Here is a 17,094-nt window from a genome sequence, read left to right on the forward strand (position 1 = left end):
TCACCGCGAATAAACCTGCTTTTTAGCTGGCGCTGTGCGTGACCGTTTTAACATTTTCGAAACAAAACCGCGCGAAAGCGGGAAACATAGGGGGCGTAAGGTAAATCTACGCACCTCTCCGGGAGTCCACACCCCATGACCCGGGCGAGGCGCAGGAACCACAACGCGGTGGATCCTTCAACCTTCGAAGCAGCGCACCCGCTCGGCCCCACCCCGCCGGCGGCGCAGCTGGCCACGAGGTTAAGGCGACCGGTGGCTGACGCACCTTCGAGAATCCCCAAGGTGGGACCCGGTTCGCCTTTTCCGCCGCATGAACCACGAAAGGCACGCTCATGAGCATGACCGGAGTCCAGTTGAACGCCTCGCCCGGATTTGGCGAGGCCGCCCCCTCGCCCTATACCCGATTCGCGGCAATTCCGCCGGCGCAGGGTTTATACGACCCGAGCGCCGAAAAGGATGCCTGCGGACTGGCGATGATTGCATCGCTGAAGAACCACCCAACTCATGAGATCGTCAGCCACGCGCTGACCGCGCTGCGCCGCCTGGAACACCGCGGGGCCATCGGCGCCGACGAGGGGACCGGCGACGGAGCGGGCATCCTGCTGCACCTGCCCGATGCCTTCCTGCGCGCCGTCACCGAATTCGAGCTGCCCGCCCCCGGGAGCTACGCGGTCGGCATGGGCTTCCTGCCCGCGGCGCAGAACGAACTGGAGTTCGCCAAGGCCGAACTCGAAGAGCTCGCCGCCGAAGAGTCGCTGACCGTGCTCGGCTGGCGCACCGTCCCGGTGGATCCGGAAGTACTTGGCGCCTCCGCCCGTGCGGTCATGCCGCATATCACCCAATTCTTCGTCGCCTCCAGCGCGGCCTCCGGTGAGCTCGACTCCCGGGCCCTGGACGCGGCAGCCTGGCGCATCCGCCGGCGCGCGCACAATAAGATCGGCGTCTACTTCGCCTCCTTCTCCGCGCAGTCCATCGTCTACAAGGGCATGGTCTCCACCGCCCAGCTCGAGCCGTTCTTCCCGGACTTGTCCGACGAGCGCTTCACCAGCCGCTGCGCGATCGTGCACTCGCGCTTCTCCACCAATACCTTCCCGTCGTGGCCGCTGGCCCAGCCGTTCCGCACCATCGCGCACAACGGCGAGATCAACACCGTCAAGGGCAACCGCAACTGGATGCGCGCCCGCCAGTCGACCCTGGAATCCGAGCTGCTCGGCGAGGTGCCCGAGGAGCTCTTCCCGATCTGCACCCCCGGCGCCTCGGACTCCGCGAGCTTCGACGAGGTCGCCGAGATGCTGATGCTCTCGGGGCGCAAGGTCACCGAGGCGATCATGATGATGATCCCGCAGCCCTGGGAAAACGACACCCAGATGGACGCCGACCTGCGCGCCTTCTACCAGTACCACTCGATGCTCATCGAACCGTGGGACGGCCCGGCGGCGGTCTGCTTCACCGACGGCCAGCTGGCCGGCGCGGTGCTGGACCGCAACGGACTGCGCCCGGCGCGCTGGTGGGTCACCGACGACGACCTGGTGGTGCTCGCCAGCGAGGTCGGCGTCATCGACATCGCCGAGGAGCATATCGTCTCCAAGGGCCGCGTGGCCCCGGGCAAGATGTTCGCGCTGGACCTGAATGCCGGACGCATCGTGGATGACGCCGAGATCAAGGCCGAGGTCGCCGCCGCGAAGCCGTGGCGCGAATGGGTCGGGACGAATATCAAGTCCCTGGAGGAGTTCCCGGACCTGGAGCATGTGCGCCACAATTCGGCCTCCGTGCTGCAGCGCCAGCTGACCTTCGGCTACACGGCGGAGGAGCTGCGCATGCTGCTGGCCCCGATGGCCAGCACCGGAGCCGAGCCGCTGGGCGCCATGGGCACCGACAGCCCGATCGCCGCGCTCTCGCAGCGCCCGCGGCTGCTCTTCGACTACTTCACGCAGTCCTTCGCCCAGGTCACCAACCCGCCGCTGGATGCGATCCGCGAGGAGCTGGTCACCTCGATGCGCACCTCCATCGGACCCGACGGCAACCTGCTCTCCCTGGACCGCGTGGCGCAGACGCAGATCGATCTGGACTACCCGGTGCTGACCAACGACCAGGTCGCGAAGATCGTGAACCTGCGCGACTCGTCGGGCGCCAAGTACTCGCTGAAGGTCCGCGGGCTCTACCGCCCGGCCGGCGGCGAATCCGAACTGCGGGCCCGGCTGCAGGAAATCTGCGAAAAGGTCTCCGCCGCGGTGAACCGCGGGGTGCGCTACATCGTGCTCTCGGACCGCGACTCCTCCGCGGCCTGGGCTCCGATCCCGTCGCTGCTGCTGACCTCCGCGGTGCACCACCACCTGCTCAAGAGCTCGAACCGCACCCGCGTGTCGCTGATCATCGAGTCCGGCGACGCCCGCGAGGTCCACCACATCGCGCTGCTCATCGGCTACGGCGCCAGCGCCATCAACCCGTACCTCGCGCTGGAAAGCGTCGAGCAGCTGGCCGAGGAAGGCTCGCTGCCGGGCATCACCGGGCAGGCCGCCGCCGCGAACCTGATCAAGTCCCTGGGCAAGGGGGTGCTGAAGATCATGAGCAAGATGGGCATCTCCACGGTGTCCTCCTACTGCGGGGCGCAGACCTTCGAGGCCGTGGGGCTCTCCCAGCGCGTGGTCGACCAGTACTTCACCGGCACCGCCACCAAGCTCTCGGGCATTGAGCTCGACGTCGTCGCCGCCGAGGCCGCGGCCCGGCACGCCCGGGCCTACCCGGAGCATTCCGGGGCGAGCCAGCCCAACGAGCTGGAGGTGGGCGGGGAGTACCAGTGGCGCCGCGAAGGGCCGCCGCACCTGTTCGACCCGCAGACCGTATTCCGCCTGCAGCACTCCACCCGGACCCGCCGCTACGACGTGTTCAAGGAGTACACCAAGGCCGTCGACGACCAGGCCTCGGAGCTGAAAACCCTGCGCGGGCTGCTGAAGTTCAACACCGAGTCCATCACCCCGATCCCCATCGACGAGGTCGAACCGGTCAGCTCGATCGTGAAGCGCTTCGCCACCGGGGCGATGAGCTACGGCTCGATCTCCGCCGAGGCGCACGAGACCCTGGCCATCGCGATGAACCGGCTGGGCGGCAAGTCCAACACCGGCGAGGGCGGCGAGGATCCCGAGCGGCTGCTCGACCCGGTGCGCCGCAGCGCCGTGAAGCAGATCGCCTCGGGCCGCTTCGGGGTGACCAGCCTGTACCTGACCAACGCCGATGACATCCAGATCAAGATGGCCCAGGGCGCGAAGCCCGGCGAGGGCGGCCAGCTGATGAGCCAGAAGCTCTACCCGTGGATCGCCAAGACCCGCCACTCCACCCCGGGCGTGGGACTCATCTCCCCGCCGCCGCACCACGACATCTACTCGATCGAGGACCTGGCCCAGCTGATCCACGACGCGAAGTGCTCCAACCCGGCGGCACGCGTGCACGTGAAGCTGGTCTCCGAGTCCGGCATCGGCACCGTCGCGGCCGGCGTGGCCAAGGCGAAGGCCGACGTCGTGCTGATCTCCGGGCACGATGGCGGCACCGGCGCTTCGCCGATGAATTCGCTCAAGCATGCGGGTACCCCGTGGGAGATCGGCCTGGCCGAGGCGCAGCAGACGCTGATCCTCAACGGGTTGCGCGACCGCGTCACCGTGCAGGTGGACGGCCAGCTGAAAACCGGGCGCGACGTGCTCATCGGCGCGCTGCTCGGCGCCGAGGAATTCGGCTTCGCCACCGCCCCGCTGGTGGTTTCGGGCTGCATCATGATGCGCGTGTGCCACCTGGACACCTGCCCGGTGGGCGTGGCCACGCAGAACCCCGCGCTGCGCGAACGCTTCAGCGGCAAGGCCGAATTCGTGGTGAACTTCTTCGAGTTCATCGCGCAAGAGGTCCGCGAACTGCTCGCCAGCCTGGGTGCGCGCACCCTGGAGGAGGTCATCGGCCGGGTGGAGCTGCTCAGCGGCGCGCAGGCCGGCGCCCACGACAAGGTCCAGTCCCTGGCCCTGGGCGCGATCACCCACGTGCCCGACGTGGAACTCACCGCACGCCGCCGCCGGATCGGCCAGGACCACGGTCTTGACAAGCATCTGGACCAGCGGCTCTTGGCCGCGGCCGCGCAGACCCTGGCGGACCGGATCCCGGTGGTGATCGACGCGGACATCGTGAACACCGACCGTTCGGTGGGCACGCTGCTCGGCCACCACGTGACCAAGACCTTCGGGCTCGAAGAACTGGCCGCGGACACCATCCGGGTGAACCTGGCCGGGCGCGCGGGCCAGTCCCTGGGCGCCTTCCTGCCCGCCGGCATCACCCTCGGGCTCTCCGGCGACGCGAACGACTACGTCGGCAAGGGGCTCTCGGGCGGACGGATCGCCATCCACCCGCCGCGCACCACCCTGTCCAACCCGCAGGACCAGGTGATCGCCGGAAATGTGGTCGGCTACGGCGCGACCAGCGGCGAGATGTTCATCAACGGCATGGTCGGCGAACGGTTCGCGGTGCGCAACTCGGGCGCCACGATCGTCACCGAAGGCATCGGCGAACACGGCTGCGAATACATGACCGGCGGCCGGGTGCTGATCCTGGGCGCCACCGGACGCAACTTCGGCGCCGGGATGTCCGGCGGCATGGCCTGGGTGCTGGACTTCGAGGAGAAGAACCTGAATCCGCTGGCCGCCGCGGCCGGCGATCTGCTGGTCCGCGGAATCGACGAGGCCGAGGCGCAGGCGATCCACGCGCTGCTCACCGAGCACATCGCGCTGACCGCCTCGCCGCAGGCGCAGCGCCTGATCCTGGATTGGGAGCAGACCCGCCAGCGCTTGACCAGCATCATCCCGCGCGATTTCGCCGCGGTTGAAAATATCCGTGCCGAAGCGGCGGCCGCCGGAGAGAATCCGGATTCGCCGCAGGTATGGGACAAGATTTTGGAGGTGACCCGTGGCTGATCCACGCGGATTCTTGAAGGTGACCGAACGCGTCACCCAACCCAAGCGCCCGGTGCCGGTGCGCCTGATGGACTACAAGGAGGTCCTTGAGCGCCAGCAGGCAGGCACGCTGCAGGAGCAGGCCTCGCGCTGCATGGACTGCGGCATCCCGTTCTGCCACCAGGGCTGCCCGCTGGGCAACCTGATCCCGGAGTTCAATGACCTGACCTACCGCGGGCGGATGGACGATGCCGCGGCCCGGCTGCTGAGCACCAACAACTTCCCGGAACTGACCGGTAAGCTGTGCCCCGCCCCCTGCGAGGCGGCCTGCGTGCTGAGCATCAACCAGCCCGCGGTCACCATCAAGCAGGTCGAGGCCGAGCTGGCCGAGCATCTGATGGACGCGGGCGACTTCATCGCGCAGCCGCCGGCGCGCCACACCGAGAAGCGCGTGGCCATCGTCGGTTCCGGTCCGGCCGGACTGGCTGCCGCCCAGCAGCTGACCCGGGTGGGCCACACCGTGGCGGTCTACGAGCGCGACGAGCAGATCGGCGGCCTGCTGCGCTTCGGCATCCCGGACTTCAAACTCGAAAAGCAGATCATCGACCGCCGCCTGGACCAGATGCGTGAGGAAGGCACGATCTTCCGCACCGGCATCGAGATCGGCAAGGAGATCAGCTGGGATCAATTGCGTCGCGATTATGACGCGGTGATCGTCGCCACCGGCGCCACCATCCCGCGGGAGCTGCCCATCCCGGGCCATGACCTGGATGGCGTGCACCACGCCATGGAGTTCCTCACAGAGAACAACCGCGTGGTGGCCGGAACCCTGGACGCTGCGCGCATCGATGCGAAGGGCAAGCACGTGATCGTGCTCGGCGGTGGCGACACCGGATCCGACTGCATCGGCACCGCGCTGCGCCAGGGAGCCGCTTCGGTGACCACCTTGGCCATCGGCCAGAAGCCGCCGACCGAACGCGCCGACACCCAGCCGTGGCCCACGATGCCGCTGCTCTTCGAGGTGCAGTCCTCGCATGAGGAGGGCGGCGAACGCAGCTATCTGGCCTCGACCGTGAACTTCGTTTCCGGCGAGGGAGCCGAGCAGAATAAGGTGATCGGTGTTACAGTTGCAGAGACAGAATTCGTTGCCGGCAAGCGCCTGCCGAAGCCTGGGACGGAACGCGTTATCAAAGCGGATCTGGTTCTCCTGGCTCTTGGCTTCACCGGTCCGGAACCTTCCGGGCTCGATGAGCAGCTCAGCATCGAATTCGACAACCGGGGCAACGTCGCCCGAGATGGCTACTACATGACGAACTCCGAATCGGTGTTCGCCGCCGGAGATGCCGGTCGGGGGCAGTCGCTGATCGTCTGGGCTATCGCCGAAGGCCGCGCTTGCGCCGCCGGAGTCGATAAGTTCCTGATGGAAACGACGAACCTTCCTGCACCAGTTGCTCCAACAGATAGAGCCATCAGCATCATTTGAGTGGCATAGGCTTTGATGCGGCGAACCCAAACGGGTTCGCCGCATTTTGCCTATGCAAACATGAAAGGCATTTGGCTGACGGTATGAGACGCGCAAAAATTGTGGCAACATGGGGCCCGGCCCTAGCGAGCTATGAAAACACCGTAGCGGTACTTCAAGCGGGCGTAGACGTCGCCCGACTGAACATGAGCCATGGAGACTACTCCATGCATGCTCAATCCTTGGCAAACGTACGTAACGCGGCGACCGAGGTGGGGCGCGCGGTCGGCATTTTCGCAGACCTGCAAGGCCCGAAGATCCGCCTGGGTCGTTTCAAGGACGACGCCAAGTACATCTTGGAAGTCGGCGAAGAATTCACCATTACCATCGAGGACATCCAGGGTACTCGCAACCTGTGCTCGACCACCTTCAAGGGCTTGCCAACCGATGTGAAGCCGGGGGACTTCCTGCTGATCAACGACGGCAAGGTGAAGCTCAAAGCCATCGAGGTCACCGATACCGAGGTGCGCTCCGAGGTCGTGGTCGGCGGCGAGGTCTCCAATAACAAGGGCATCAACCTGCCCGGCGTTGCGGTCAACGTGCCGGCGCTGAGCGAAAAGGACGAGGACGATCTGCGCTGGGCCATTCGTGCCGGCGTCGACATGATCGCGTTGTCCTTCGTGCGCAATGCCAGCGATATCGAGCGCGTGCACGAAATCATGGACGAGGAAGGCCGCCGCCTTCCGGTGATCGCAAAGATCGAGAAGCCGCAGGCAGTTGCCGCGCTGGAAGAAATCATCAACGCCTTCGACGCGATCATGGTTGCCCGTGGCGACCTGGGCGTGGAGCTGCCGCTGGAAGACGTTCCGGTGGTGCAGAAACGTGCGGTGGAGCTCGCGCGCCGCTGGGCCAAGCCGGTCATCGTCGCCACCCAGGTGCTCGAATCGATGATCGAATCGCCGACCCCAACCCGTGCCGAGGCTTCGGACTGCGCCAACGCGGTGCTCGACGGCGCCGACGCGGTGATGCTTTCGGGGGAGACCTCGGTGGGCGCCTACCCGGTGGAGACCGTGGAAACCATGTCGCGCATTATTTCCTCCACCGAGCAGCACGGGCTGGATCGCATTCCACGTCTCGGCTCGCAGCCGAAGACCCGTGGCGGCGCGATTACCCGTGCGGCCGTGGAAATCGCCGATCAGCTCGACGCGAAATACATCGTCGCCTTCACCCAGTCCGGTGACTCCGCACGACGCCTTTCGCGCCTGCGCCCGAAGCGCCCGGTGCTGGCCTTCACCCCGCTGCAGCAGACCTACAACATCATGACCCTGATGTGGGGAGTGCAGGCACGCCTGGTGGCCTACGCGGACCACACCGACAAGATGACCGCACAGGTCGATGAGCAGCTGCTCAGCGAAGGCCTGGCCCAGATCAACGATCTGGTTTGCATCGCTGCCGGTTCCCCTCCGGGGCAAGCCGGTTCGACCAATTCGCTGCGCGTGCACAAGGTCGGGGACCTGGCTGATGCCGGTCAGCTGGTCGACGGCAAGCCAATGCCGGCGCGCGAAGTTGTCGGGCCATGGGATCCTGCGAACGTTTCGACGCCCAAGGATCTCTAAGCCGTAGCTTTGAGCCAACAAAAGTGAGCCTGCCCGCAAGATCGTTTCATCGATCCTGCGGGCAGGCTCATTCGCGTTTGGAACCAATCCATCCTCGCTGCGAGATGCATCACAGGGGCGAATAATTAAAAGAAAAAATGCCGCCGGAGAGAGTTTTCACTTTCTCCGACGGCATTCATGATGTGCCCAAGGTGGGACTCGAACCCACACATCTTTCGATACCGCATTTTGAGTGCGGCGCGTCTACCGATTCCGCCACTTGGGCGAGCACATTGACGAGTTTACTAGAGGTTTCGTAGATTTCCTAATCGATAACCTCGCGTCATCGCCCTAATAAGGGTACATGCAAGTAGGCTTAGATACGAAACGGGAGCAGCGCGGCTCGCCGCGAAATACATCTTGAATTCTGCCGGCTAACGAGGCAGGTACGCAGACCACTAAGGAAGGCGCCCTATGAGCGAGCTACCAGAAATTACCAAAATCCCTTCCGAGGCGCCTTCCGCGGCGCGACGCGTGCTCGTAGCCGAAGACGAGACGCTGATCCGCCTGGATATCGTTGAGATCTTGCGCTCCGAAGGCTATGACGTGGTGGCCGAGGTCGACAACGGCCAGAGCGCGCTGGAGAAGGCGCGTGAGTTGAAGCCGGATCTGGTGCTGATGGATGTAAAGATGCCGGTGATGGATGGCATTACCGCCGCCGAGTCGATCGTCAAGGAGCGCATCGCCCCCGTCGTGCTGCTCACCGCATTCAGCCAAAAGGAATTGGTGGAGCGGGCGCGCGAAGCCGGCGCCATGGCCTACGTGGTCAAGCCCTTCACCCCGGCCGACCTGACCCCGGCGATCGAAATCGCGATTTCGCGCAACGACGAGCTGCGTGCCCTGGAGTCCGAGGTCAGCAACCTCGCCGAGCAGTTCGAGACTCGAAAGCTTGTGGACCGGGCCAAGTCGCTGCTCATCACCAAGATGGGGTTGACCGAACCGGAAGCATTCCGCTGGATCCAGAAGACCTCGATGGACCGTCGACTGAGCATGCGGCAGGTCGCGGACACCGTGATCGATCAGGTTAAGTAGCCTCCCGCCATTGCCTGCGGCGCAGCGAGCCGCGCGAATGTGCGCCAAGCCACCTATGGTTTGGCGCACATTTTCTCTGCCCGCAAAAGCGCGATCCGGCATGAACACGGTAATTGCCTACTTGGGCACCAAAAGTTCATGCGGAATTTGCCCGGGGTTGGTTGACTGGCCGGATTGACGTATCTGTTCAGGGGCATAAGATTGAAATTGCGCTTTGAGCCCAATCCCGCACGCCATCATCTTCGCTGGATTTTGCAGCTCTCGGCCCAAGTTCTTTTTCCTTGCCGTTCGACCCTCAGGCTGGTATTCAATGGATTTGACGCTAATCGTCGTCCTGGTCATCGCCTTGGCGTTGTTTTTCGACTTCACCAATGGTTTTCATGACACGGCCAATGCGATGGCCACCCCAATCGCAACCGGAGCAATCACTCCAAAAAAGGCTGTAGCTCTCGCTGCGGTTTTGAACCTCGTCGGTGCTTTCCTCTCTACGGAGGTAGCCAAGACGATTTCTGGCGGCATTATCAACGAAGATCCCACCACCGGCGTGCAGATCATGCCGGAAATGATCTTTGCGGGACTTATGGGCGCGGTGATCTGGAACGTATTCACCTGGATGCTCGGCCTGCCTTCAAGCTCCTCCCACGCCCTGTTCGGTGGGCTGGTTGGCGCCGCGATCGTCGGTGCCGGGTTCGGCGCCATCGACTACGGGGTGTTGCTCTCCAAGGTGCTTCTGCCGGCATTGTGCGCCCCGCTGATTGCGGGCATTTCCGCGTATCTATGCACGAAGCTTGCGTACTCGATCACGAAGCGGCAGAACGGCGCCTCGCCTAAACGCGGAGGCTTCCGCTACGGACAGATCTTCTCTTCCTCGCTCGTGGCGCTGGCGCACGGCACCAATGACGCGCAGAAGACCATGGGTGTTATCACCCTGACTCTGGTCGCTTCGGGGATGCAGAGCGCCGGCACCGGCCCGCACCTGTGGGTCGTTGCAACCTGTGCGGTGGCCATTGCCTTGGGCACCTACACCGGTGGCTGGCGCATTATCCGCACCATGGGTTCGGGGCTCACCGATGTGAAGCCCGCGCAGGGCTTCGCCGCCGAGGTTTCGACCGCCTCGGCAATTCTCACCTCATCGCACCTGGGCTTCGCCTTGTCCACCACGCAGGTGGCATCCGGCTCGGTCATCGGTTCCGGCCTGGGACGCAAGGGCGCAGAAGTGCGCTGGGGCACCGCGGGCCGCATTGCCCTGGGGTGGCTGTTCACCCTTCCGGCGGCCGCCATCGTTGGCGGTGCCGCCGCGGCGCTGACCCATATCGGCGCAGTCGGCGTCGGGATCGTCGCCGTCGTCGGCGTGGGAACCCTGCTGCTGTTCTGGTACATGTCCCGCAAGGACCATGTGGGGCACGATACCGCGATGTCCGACATCGATAATTCGGGAGCCGCGGTCAATATCCTTTCGAAGAAGGAGCGTCGCGCCCGCGCCAAGGCCGAAGCAACGGCGGCCCGGAAGCTTGCGCAGGAAGCCATGGACAAGGAAGCGGATATCTCATGATCGAATGGTCAGCTTTTCTCATCGTCGCGCTGGTCAGCTGGGTAGCTGCCATGTGCATCGTCGTCGCATACTCCTTTGGCGTGCGCCTGCTGGCGGTGGCCCGCGACGAGCACCGCAATACCCAGGTTAATAAGTACGGCGCCTACCTCTGCTTCGGACTGTGCGGGCTGATCGTGCTCTTCGGCGTGGTGCTCATCGTTCCGCAGCTGAGCGAAGCGATCTTGGGCCTCTAGGCATCCGGCACGCCCGGTGGGCGGCAAAAACTAGATATTGCCTTCGATGGAGGCACCCCTAGACTGGAGCTATGACTAGCTTCAAGTACTACGTGGGTGCCTCCATCGACGGCTTTGTGGCCGATCAGTCGGGCGACACGCATTGGCTACGCCCATTTACCGAGCTGCCCGGCTACCAGGCCGACCTTCGCGAGTTCTTCGACAGCATCGGCGCGGTGGTCGTCGGCGGCAAAACCTACGAAACGATCGTGCGGGATATCGGCGAGGGGCACCTGCAATGGCCATTCGGCGCGAAGCCGGTGTGGATCTTCACGCACCATGAGCTTCCCTCGTTGCCCGACACGGACCTGACCTTCATCCGCGGTGAAATCAGTTTCTGGAGCCGTGACATTGCCAAAAGCGCCGGCGCCGGAGATGTCTGGCTCGTGGGCGGTGCGGATCTGGCCGGCGGCTTTATCGAGGCCGGAATGCTCGACGAACTCACCGTGGTGACGGTGCCGGTGTTCCTCGGCGGCGGGGTGAACATTTTCGGCCGCGATGCCAACGCGCAGCTATCCGGACTGAAAATCCGTGAACTCGGCGACGATATCTTCGCCGCAAGCTACGCCGTCTCCTAGCGCTCGGCTAGCCCTCGATGGGCAGGAGCATATTGGTGATTCGGGCCGTGGCCACGCGTTGGCCTGCCTCGTTGGTGATGACGATCTCATGGGTGGTGACGCGCCGGCCCAAATGCAGCGGCGTGCACACGGCGCTGACCAAGCCCTGGCGCGCGGCCTTGTGGTGGGTGACATTCAGGTCGACTCCTACCGGGTTTGCCTTGCCCCGTGCGTGCAGGGCGGCAGCCATCGAGCCCAAGGTTTCGGCCAGCGCGGCGGATGCCCCGCCGTGCAGGATGCCCACCACCTGAGCGTTTCCTGCGACCGGCATGGTCGCGCAAACTCGGTCGGCGCCAAACTCGGTGAAGTGGATATCAAGCTTTTCGACTAGGGTGCCCACCCCGTGTCCCTGGAGAAAAGGCCACATCGCCTGCGGGACACCATGCCTAGTCAACTGCTGGGCAAAGGGGTGTGCTGAAGATTGCTCGTCGTGAGAAGTGAAATTGTCGCTCATGGCAACTAGGCTTTCAGGTGTGAGCGAAACTACCAAAACGACATTCACGTCGGACAAGAAACTTCTGATCATCGACGGACACTCGATGGCCTTCCGCGCGTTCTATGCGCTGCCAGCCGAAAACTTTGCGACAAGTACCGGCCAGCACACCAATGCCGTCCACGGATTCGTCTCCATGCTATTGACGATGATCCGCCAGCAGAAGCCCACGCACGTTGCGGTGGCCTTCGACCTGGACACCCCAACGTTCCGTTCCCTGGAATACACCGAATACAAGGGCGGACGAAATAAGACTCCGGAAGAATTCTATGGCCAGATCGACCTGATTCAAGAGGTCATGAAGGCGATGAACATTCCCAGCATCACCCTTGAAAGCTTTGAGGCCGACGACATCCTGGCCACCCTGGCAACCCAGGGCGAAGCGCAGGGCTTCGAAGTCCTTGTCGTCTCCGGTGACCGCGATGCCTTCCAGCTGATCACCGACAAGACCATGGTGCTCTATCCGAAGAAGGGCATTAGCGATATCCCGCCGATGGACGCCGAAGCGGTAGAAACCAAGTATTTCGTGCGCCCCGAGCGCTACTCGGATCTGGCCGCGCTGGTGGGGGAGACCGCCGACAACCTGCCGGGCGTGCCCGGCGTGGGACCGAAGACCGCCGCGAAATGGCTGAACCTCTACGGCGACCTCAACGGCATCCTGGAAAATGCCGACGCGATCAAGGGCAAGGTCGGCGAGAGCCTGCGCGCCCACCTGGACAACGTCACCCGCAACCGGCGGCTGAACCAGTTGCGCCACGATCTGGAACTGCCGGTGACCCTGGACGAAGCCGAACTGGTCGCGCCGAACCGCGACGAGATCGAAAACCTCTTTGACGCCCTGGAATTCAACACCCTGCGCAAGCGGCTCTTCGATCTCTTTGCCGCGCAGGAGGACGAAGAGCAGCCCGAAGCGGCGGCGTTCGAGCGACTTGAAGCGAAGGATGCGAAGGCACTGGGCGAATTCATCGCCCAGGGCGAGGGAGCGCCGATTGCGGTGCAAGCGGCGGTGACCGCGGGCGAAGCCGTCGGGGTGGCACTGTTCCGTGAGGGCAAGGCGCTCTGGCTGGAACTGTCCAGCCTGGGCGAAGACACCGAGAAGGTGCTTGCCGGCTTCCTGGCCGACGCGCAGGCACCGAAGATCTTCCACGACGCGAAACTCGCCATGCACCGGCTCTACGAGCGTGGCTTCCGCGTCGCCGGCCTAGGCGATGACACGTTGATCAGCGCCTACCTGATCCAGCCGGACCGGCGCAGCCACGAGCTGGTGGATCTGGTGCAATACCACCTGAAGTACACGGTACCGGTGCTCAAGCCGGCGAAGAAGGGCGAACTGGATCTGGGTCTCACCGCGGACCTGATCGAGCCGACGCTGGCGCAGGCACAGGCGATTTTTGATCTGTCCGCGTTCCTCGCCACCAAGCTCGCCGAAAAGCATGCCGCGGAGCTGGCCAAGGACATGGAGCTGCCGCTGATCGACGTGCTCTTCGAGATGGAGCGTGCGGGCATCGCGGTGAGCCGCGAGCGCCTGGACGAGCTGCACGCGCACTTCACCTCGCAGGTGGACCAGGCCACCAAGGAAGCCTACGATTCCATCGGGCACGAGGTGAACCTCTCCAGCCCGAAGCAGCTGCAGGTGGTGCTCTTCGAAGAGCTCGACCTGCCGAAAACCAAGAAGATCAAAACCGGTTTCACCACCGATGCCGAATCCCTGCAGGATTTGCTGGTCAAGACCCAGCACCCGTTCCTGGTGGCGCTGATGGCGTACCGCGAGGCGATCAAGCTGCGCCAGACCGTTGAGGGGCTGCTCAAATCGATCGGCGACGATGGCCGGATCCACACAACCTATGCGCAGACGGTGGCCGCGACCGGACGCTTGTCCAGCCTGAACCCGAACCTGCAGAACATCCCGATCCGCTCCGAAGAGGGTCGGCGCATCCGCGACGTGTTCGTCGTCGGCGAGGGATACGAAACCCTGCTGACCGTGGACTACTCGCAGATCGAAATGCGTATCATGGCGCACCTGTCCGGCGACGAGGGCCTGATCGAGGCCTACCAGAGCGGCGAGGACCTGCACCGGTTCGTCGGTTCGCATGTCTTCGACGTGGCCCCCGAAGAGGTCACCAGCGAGATGCGTTCGAAGGTGAAGGCGATGAGCTACGGCCTGGCCTACGGGCTGAGCTCCTTCGGGCTGTCCAAGCAGCTGAAGATCTCCGTCGATGAGGCGCGCACGCTGATGAAGGACTACTTCGCACGCTTTGGCGCGGTGCGCACCTATCTGCGTTCCGTCGTCGACCAGGCGCGCAAGGACGGCTACACCGAAACGATCTTCGGCCGCCGGCGCTACCTGCCGGAGCTCAACAGCTCCGATCGCAGGCTGCGCGATATCGCCGAACGCGCGGCGCTGAACGCGCCGATCCAGGGATCCGCCGCGGATCTGCTGAAGGTCGCGATGCTGAACATTGCCAAGCTGCTGGCCGAGGGGAAGTACAAATCCCGGATGCTTTTGCAGGTGCACGATGAGCTGGTGCTGGAGATAGCCGCCGGTGAACTCGACGCGGTGCAGGAACTGGTGACGGGCGAGATGAGCCGGGCCGCCGAGCTGAAGGTCCCCTTGGACGTCCAGCCGGGCATCGGCAAGTCCTGGCATGAGGCCGAGCACTAAGAGCCCTGCTCCCGAAGCGAAGCAAACACCGAGGGGCAGGGGCATCTGATGGTGCACCTGCCCCTCGGTGCGAACCACTGTGCATGATGGAAGAGACGAACATGGAACAGCGCTCGCGCCGCTGGGCTTTGAAGGCCGGAGCCTTGGGCTTCGGGGCAGCCGCAGCGGGGCTGCTTAGCAGCTGCGCTGCACAGGTGCCCAAGGGTGCGTCGGAATCGATGGCTGCATCCTCGCCTGCTTCGACAACCAGTACCCCTGCAACCAACGCGCCCTCGTCCGTTGCCAGCCCCGCGCAGCAGTACCCCACGCGCGCGCAGATCATCGAGCAATTCAAGAATGCTCCGGCAGGCGAGTTCGGTTTGGAGGCCAAGGGGATCGAACTGGCGATGCCCACCGGGAAAAATAGGGTGGCGCTGACCTTTGACGCCTGCGGGGGAGCGCATGGTTCGGCTATCGACCATGCGCTGATCGATGCCTTGCGCGAGCGCGAGGTGCCCGCAACATTGTTCGTCAACCAGCGATGGGCCAGGAGCAACGGCAGATACTTGGCGCAGCTGGTAGACGATCCATTGTTTGAAATCGCAAATCATGGAACCTCGCATGTTCCATTGACCATAGATGGGCAAGCGGCCTACGGAATTTCCGGAACTCGTTCGGTGGGCGAAGCCTACGACGAGGTCATGGGCAACCAGCGGTATCTGAACGATGAGTTCGGGGTGGCGGCGCGGTTTTTCCGATCGGGCACCGCGCATATGGATGAGGTCTCAGCGGCGCTGTGCCGCCAGCTGGGACTGATCCCGATGAACTTCACGGTGAATCTGGATGCGGGCGCGACCTTCCCGGCAGCAACGGTGGCCGCACAATTTCAGTTGCTGAAGGACGGCGGCGTGGGGATCGGGCATTTCAACCAACCGGCGTCAGGCACGGCCCGGGGGATCGCTCGCGGACTGGCTGGTGCCCTCCAGGACGGACTGGAGTTCGTTAAGCTCTCCGAAGCCTGGTGAACCCCTTGCGCCGCACCGGCGCTAGCATAGACTGTGATCAGCCACATATTTCCTGCCGAGGAGCACGATGGAATTAGCAAGCAAGCCGAAGCTGGAAACCCGGACCTACCAGGCCACCGTCCGCAGCCCCGAGCTCGATGAATCGATCAAGCTGTTCCACCAGGCCACCGGGATCGGCTTCTATGAGCAGCTGCCCGAAGAGAACCAGTGGTCGAACTACCTGGATCTGACCTACGCGCTGAAAATGCGCTTTTCACTGGTGTTCGATCCAGCTGCCGAGCCGCACTCGCGACATGCCGCGCACCCGGTGCACACCTATGGCGCGTTCCCAGGGCTGCTCAATGCCGGCGGCCAGGCGCCCGTTGCAGCGCACAAGATTACTGCGGTCACGGTCGCTCCGAGCTATCGGCGGCGCGGAATCCTGTCGAGGCAGATCACTGCCGACCTGGCTTATGCCCAGCAGGCGGGATTCCCGATTGCGGCGTTGACCGCGTCGGAGGCGACCATTTACGGGCGGTACGGCTTCGAGCCAGCCACCTACCAAAGCCGATTCACGCTCAAGTGCGCCCACGGGGTCAAGCTGCGGGTGCAGGTGCCTGGACAGGTGATCGACATTGATCCGAAGCAGTTCGGGGCCGAGTATGCTGCGCTGGCCGTGCGTGCGCTGGAGCAAACCTTCGGTTCCGTGGACAGCACCGAGTACGACAACGGCTTCGCCCTGGGACGCTGGGACACTTGGGAGACCTTGGATAAGCCGAAGAACCTGCGCTTCGCCGCTTATTACGACGGCGCCGGCCAGCTCGGTGGTTTCGCCGCCTACAAGTTCGGCGGATGGGATGAGCCCAAGGCAAAGCTGGTCGTGCAAAAGCTGGTGGCCACGAGCGACGCCGCCCGCTTCAAGCTCTTCGAGTACCTGGGCAACCATGACCTGGTCGAGGAAGTGCACGGCCAAGGCCCTGTGGCGGATCCACTGCGCAATGTACTGGATAACGTGCGGGACTACCAGGTGCGTTCGATCGATGATGTGCTGTGGCTTCGGGTGCTTGACGTTGCCGCTGCCTTCGAAGCCCGCGGCTACCAGCGTGACGGCCGTCTGCTGTTGTGCGTGAATGATCCGATGAACCTGATCTCCGGAACCTACCTGTTCGACGTGTCCGATTCCCGCGCCACGGTGAGCCGAATCGAGGAAGGGCAGGCCGAATCCGATCTGCCGCGGGTGGCGCTGTCGGAGCGGGATCTGGCTGGACTGTATCTGGGCACTGTTCAGCTGGACCTCCTGCTTGCGTCAGGACGCGCTGAACTGGAAGGCGGAGGAACAGCAGGGCCGTGGCTGGACTTATTCAGCACGGCTTGCGAGGGATTCACTCCGCACGGTTTCTAGTGGGACGGGTCGCATTAACCGGCAGATATGACGAAGTTC

11 protein-coding genes and 1 tRNA gene are annotated in these 17,094 nt (G+C 64.0%); 10 read left to right on the forward strand and 2 right to left on the reverse strand.

What is annotated here, in order from left to right; translation table 11 throughout:
• Positions 1-332: 332 nt before the first annotated feature.
• From gltB to pyk, 3 genes are all read left to right on the forward strand, one after another.
• Positions 333-4,946 (forward strand): glutamate synthase large subunit, encoded by a 4,614-nt coding sequence (gene gltB / locus ACT3UQ_RS03345; RefSeq protein WP_444636487.1) that lies wholly within the window; start codon positions 333-335, stop codon positions 4,944-4,946.
• Positions 4,939-6,408 (forward strand): glutamate synthase subunit beta, encoded by a 1,470-nt coding sequence (locus ACT3UQ_RS03350; RefSeq protein ID WP_105552343.1) that lies wholly within the window; start codon positions 4,939-4,941, stop codon positions 6,406-6,408. The genes gltB and ACT3UQ_RS03350 overlap by 8 nt, the downstream gene beginning before the upstream one ends.
• Positions 6,409-6,491: 83 nt before the next feature.
• Complete coding sequence (gene pyk, locus ACT3UQ_RS03355; protein WP_105552342.1) at positions 6,492-8,003, forward strand: pyruvate kinase; 1,512 nt, start codon at positions 6,492-6,494, stop codon at positions 8,001-8,003.
• 183 nt (positions 8,004-8,186) lie between these two features.
• On the opposite strand, the gene ACT3UQ_RS03360 is transcribed toward pyk, so the two are convergent.
• Positions 8,187-8,268: transfer RNA gene (locus tag ACT3UQ_RS03360), tRNA-Leu, on the reverse strand.
• Positions 8,269-8,456: 188 nt separating this feature from the next.
• On the opposite strand from ACT3UQ_RS03360, the gene ACT3UQ_RS03365 reads away from it, so the two are divergent.
• The 4 genes from ACT3UQ_RS03365 (at position 8,457) to ACT3UQ_RS03380 (ending at position 11,476) form a co-directional block, all read left to right on the forward strand.
• Positions 8,457-9,074 carry an ANTAR domain-containing response regulator gene (locus ACT3UQ_RS03365; protein WP_096285230.1) on the forward strand — a complete coding sequence of 206 codons (618 nt, stop codon included), beginning with the start codon at positions 8,457-8,459 and terminating at the stop codon, positions 9,072-9,074.
• Positions 9,075-9,384: 310 nt separating this feature from the next.
• Positions 9,385-10,626: an inorganic phosphate transporter gene (locus ACT3UQ_RS03370; RefSeq protein WP_105552341.1), complete on the forward strand. Its 1,242-nt coding sequence runs from the start codon at positions 9,385-9,387 to the stop codon at positions 10,624-10,626.
• Positions 10,623-10,859: a hypothetical protein gene (locus tag ACT3UQ_RS03375; RefSeq protein ID WP_105552340.1), complete on the forward strand. Its 237-nt coding sequence runs from the start codon at positions 10,623-10,625 to the stop codon at positions 10,857-10,859. Before ACT3UQ_RS03370 ends, ACT3UQ_RS03375 begins: the two co-directional genes overlap by 4 nt.
• Positions 10,860-10,930: 71 nt before the next feature.
• A complete protein-coding gene (locus ACT3UQ_RS03380) occupies positions 10,931-11,476 on the forward strand; it encodes a dihydrofolate reductase family protein (RefSeq protein WP_105568914.1) in 546 nt (181 codons plus the stop codon).
• A 7-nt stretch (positions 11,477-11,483) separates the two neighbouring features.
• On the opposite strand, the gene ACT3UQ_RS03385 is transcribed toward ACT3UQ_RS03380, so the two are convergent.
• Positions 11,484-11,969: a hotdog fold thioesterase gene (locus ACT3UQ_RS03385; RefSeq protein WP_105568915.1), complete on the reverse strand. Its 486-nt coding sequence runs from the start codon at positions 11,967-11,969 to the stop codon at positions 11,484-11,486.
• Between ACT3UQ_RS03385 and polA the strand changes: the two genes are divergently transcribed.
• The 3 genes from polA to ACT3UQ_RS03400 all read left to right on the forward strand — a co-directional run bounded on the left by polA (position 11,968) and on the right by ACT3UQ_RS03400 (position 17,055).
• A complete protein-coding gene (polA, locus tag ACT3UQ_RS03390; RefSeq protein ID WP_105552337.1) occupies positions 11,968-14,670 on the forward strand; it encodes a DNA polymerase I in 2,703 nt (900 codons plus the stop codon). The genes ACT3UQ_RS03385 and polA overlap by 2 nt on opposite strands.
• A gap of 101 nt (positions 14,671-14,771) precedes the next feature.
• Positions 14,772-15,674, forward strand: coding sequence for a polysaccharide deacetylase family protein (locus ACT3UQ_RS03395; protein WP_105568916.1), 903 nt, complete (start codon positions 14,772-14,774; stop codon positions 15,672-15,674).
• A gap of 67 nt (positions 15,675-15,741) precedes the next feature.
• On the forward strand, positions 15,742-17,055 hold the full coding sequence (locus ACT3UQ_RS03400) for a GNAT family N-acetyltransferase (RefSeq protein WP_105568917.1): 1,314 nt from the start codon (positions 15,742-15,744) through the stop codon (positions 17,053-17,055).
• Positions 17,056-17,094: the final 39 nt, after the last annotated feature.

It is taken from the genome of Glutamicibacter sp. AOP12-B1-11 (genome assembly GCF_052379245.1).
Taxonomy (GTDB): domain Bacteria; phylum Actinomycetota; class Actinomycetes; order Actinomycetales; family Micrococcaceae; genus Glutamicibacter.

What these genes read in the sequence shown, in the direction of transcription:
- gltB (WP_444636487.1), top strand. Translation starts at nt 333, where the DNA reads ATGAGCATGACCGGAGTCCAGTTGAACGCCTCGCCCGGATTTGGCGAG.
- pyk (WP_105552342.1), top strand. Translation starts at nt 6,492, where the DNA reads ATGAGACGCGCAAAAATTGTGGCAACATGGGGCCCGGCCCTAGCGAGC.
- ACT3UQ_RS03365 (WP_096285230.1), top strand. Translation starts at nt 8,457, where the DNA reads ATGAGCGAGCTACCAGAAATTACCAAAATCCCTTCCGAGGCGCCTTCC.
- ACT3UQ_RS03370 (WP_105552341.1), top strand. Translation starts at nt 9,385, where the DNA reads ATGGATTTGACGCTAATCGTCGTCCTGGTCATCGCCTTGGCGTTGTTT.
- ACT3UQ_RS03375 (WP_105552340.1), top strand. Translation starts at nt 10,623, where the DNA reads ATGATCGAATGGTCAGCTTTTCTCATCGTCGCGCTGGTCAGCTGGGTA.
- ACT3UQ_RS03380 (WP_105568914.1), top strand. Translation starts at nt 10,931, where the DNA reads ATGACTAGCTTCAAGTACTACGTGGGTGCCTCCATCGACGGCTTTGTG.
- polA (WP_105552337.1), top strand. Translation starts at nt 11,968, where the DNA reads ATGGCAACTAGGCTTTCAGGTGTGAGCGAAACTACCAAAACGACATTC.
- ACT3UQ_RS03385 (WP_105568915.1), bottom strand. Translation starts at nt 11,969, where the DNA reads ATGAGCGACAATTTCACTTCTCACGACGAGCAATCTTCAGCACACCCC.
- ACT3UQ_RS03395 (WP_105568916.1), top strand. Translation starts at nt 14,772, where the DNA reads ATGGAACAGCGCTCGCGCCGCTGGGCTTTGAAGGCCGGAGCCTTGGGC.
- ACT3UQ_RS03400 (WP_105568917.1), top strand. Translation starts at nt 15,742, where the DNA reads ATGGAATTAGCAAGCAAGCCGAAGCTGGAAACCCGGACCTACCAGGCC.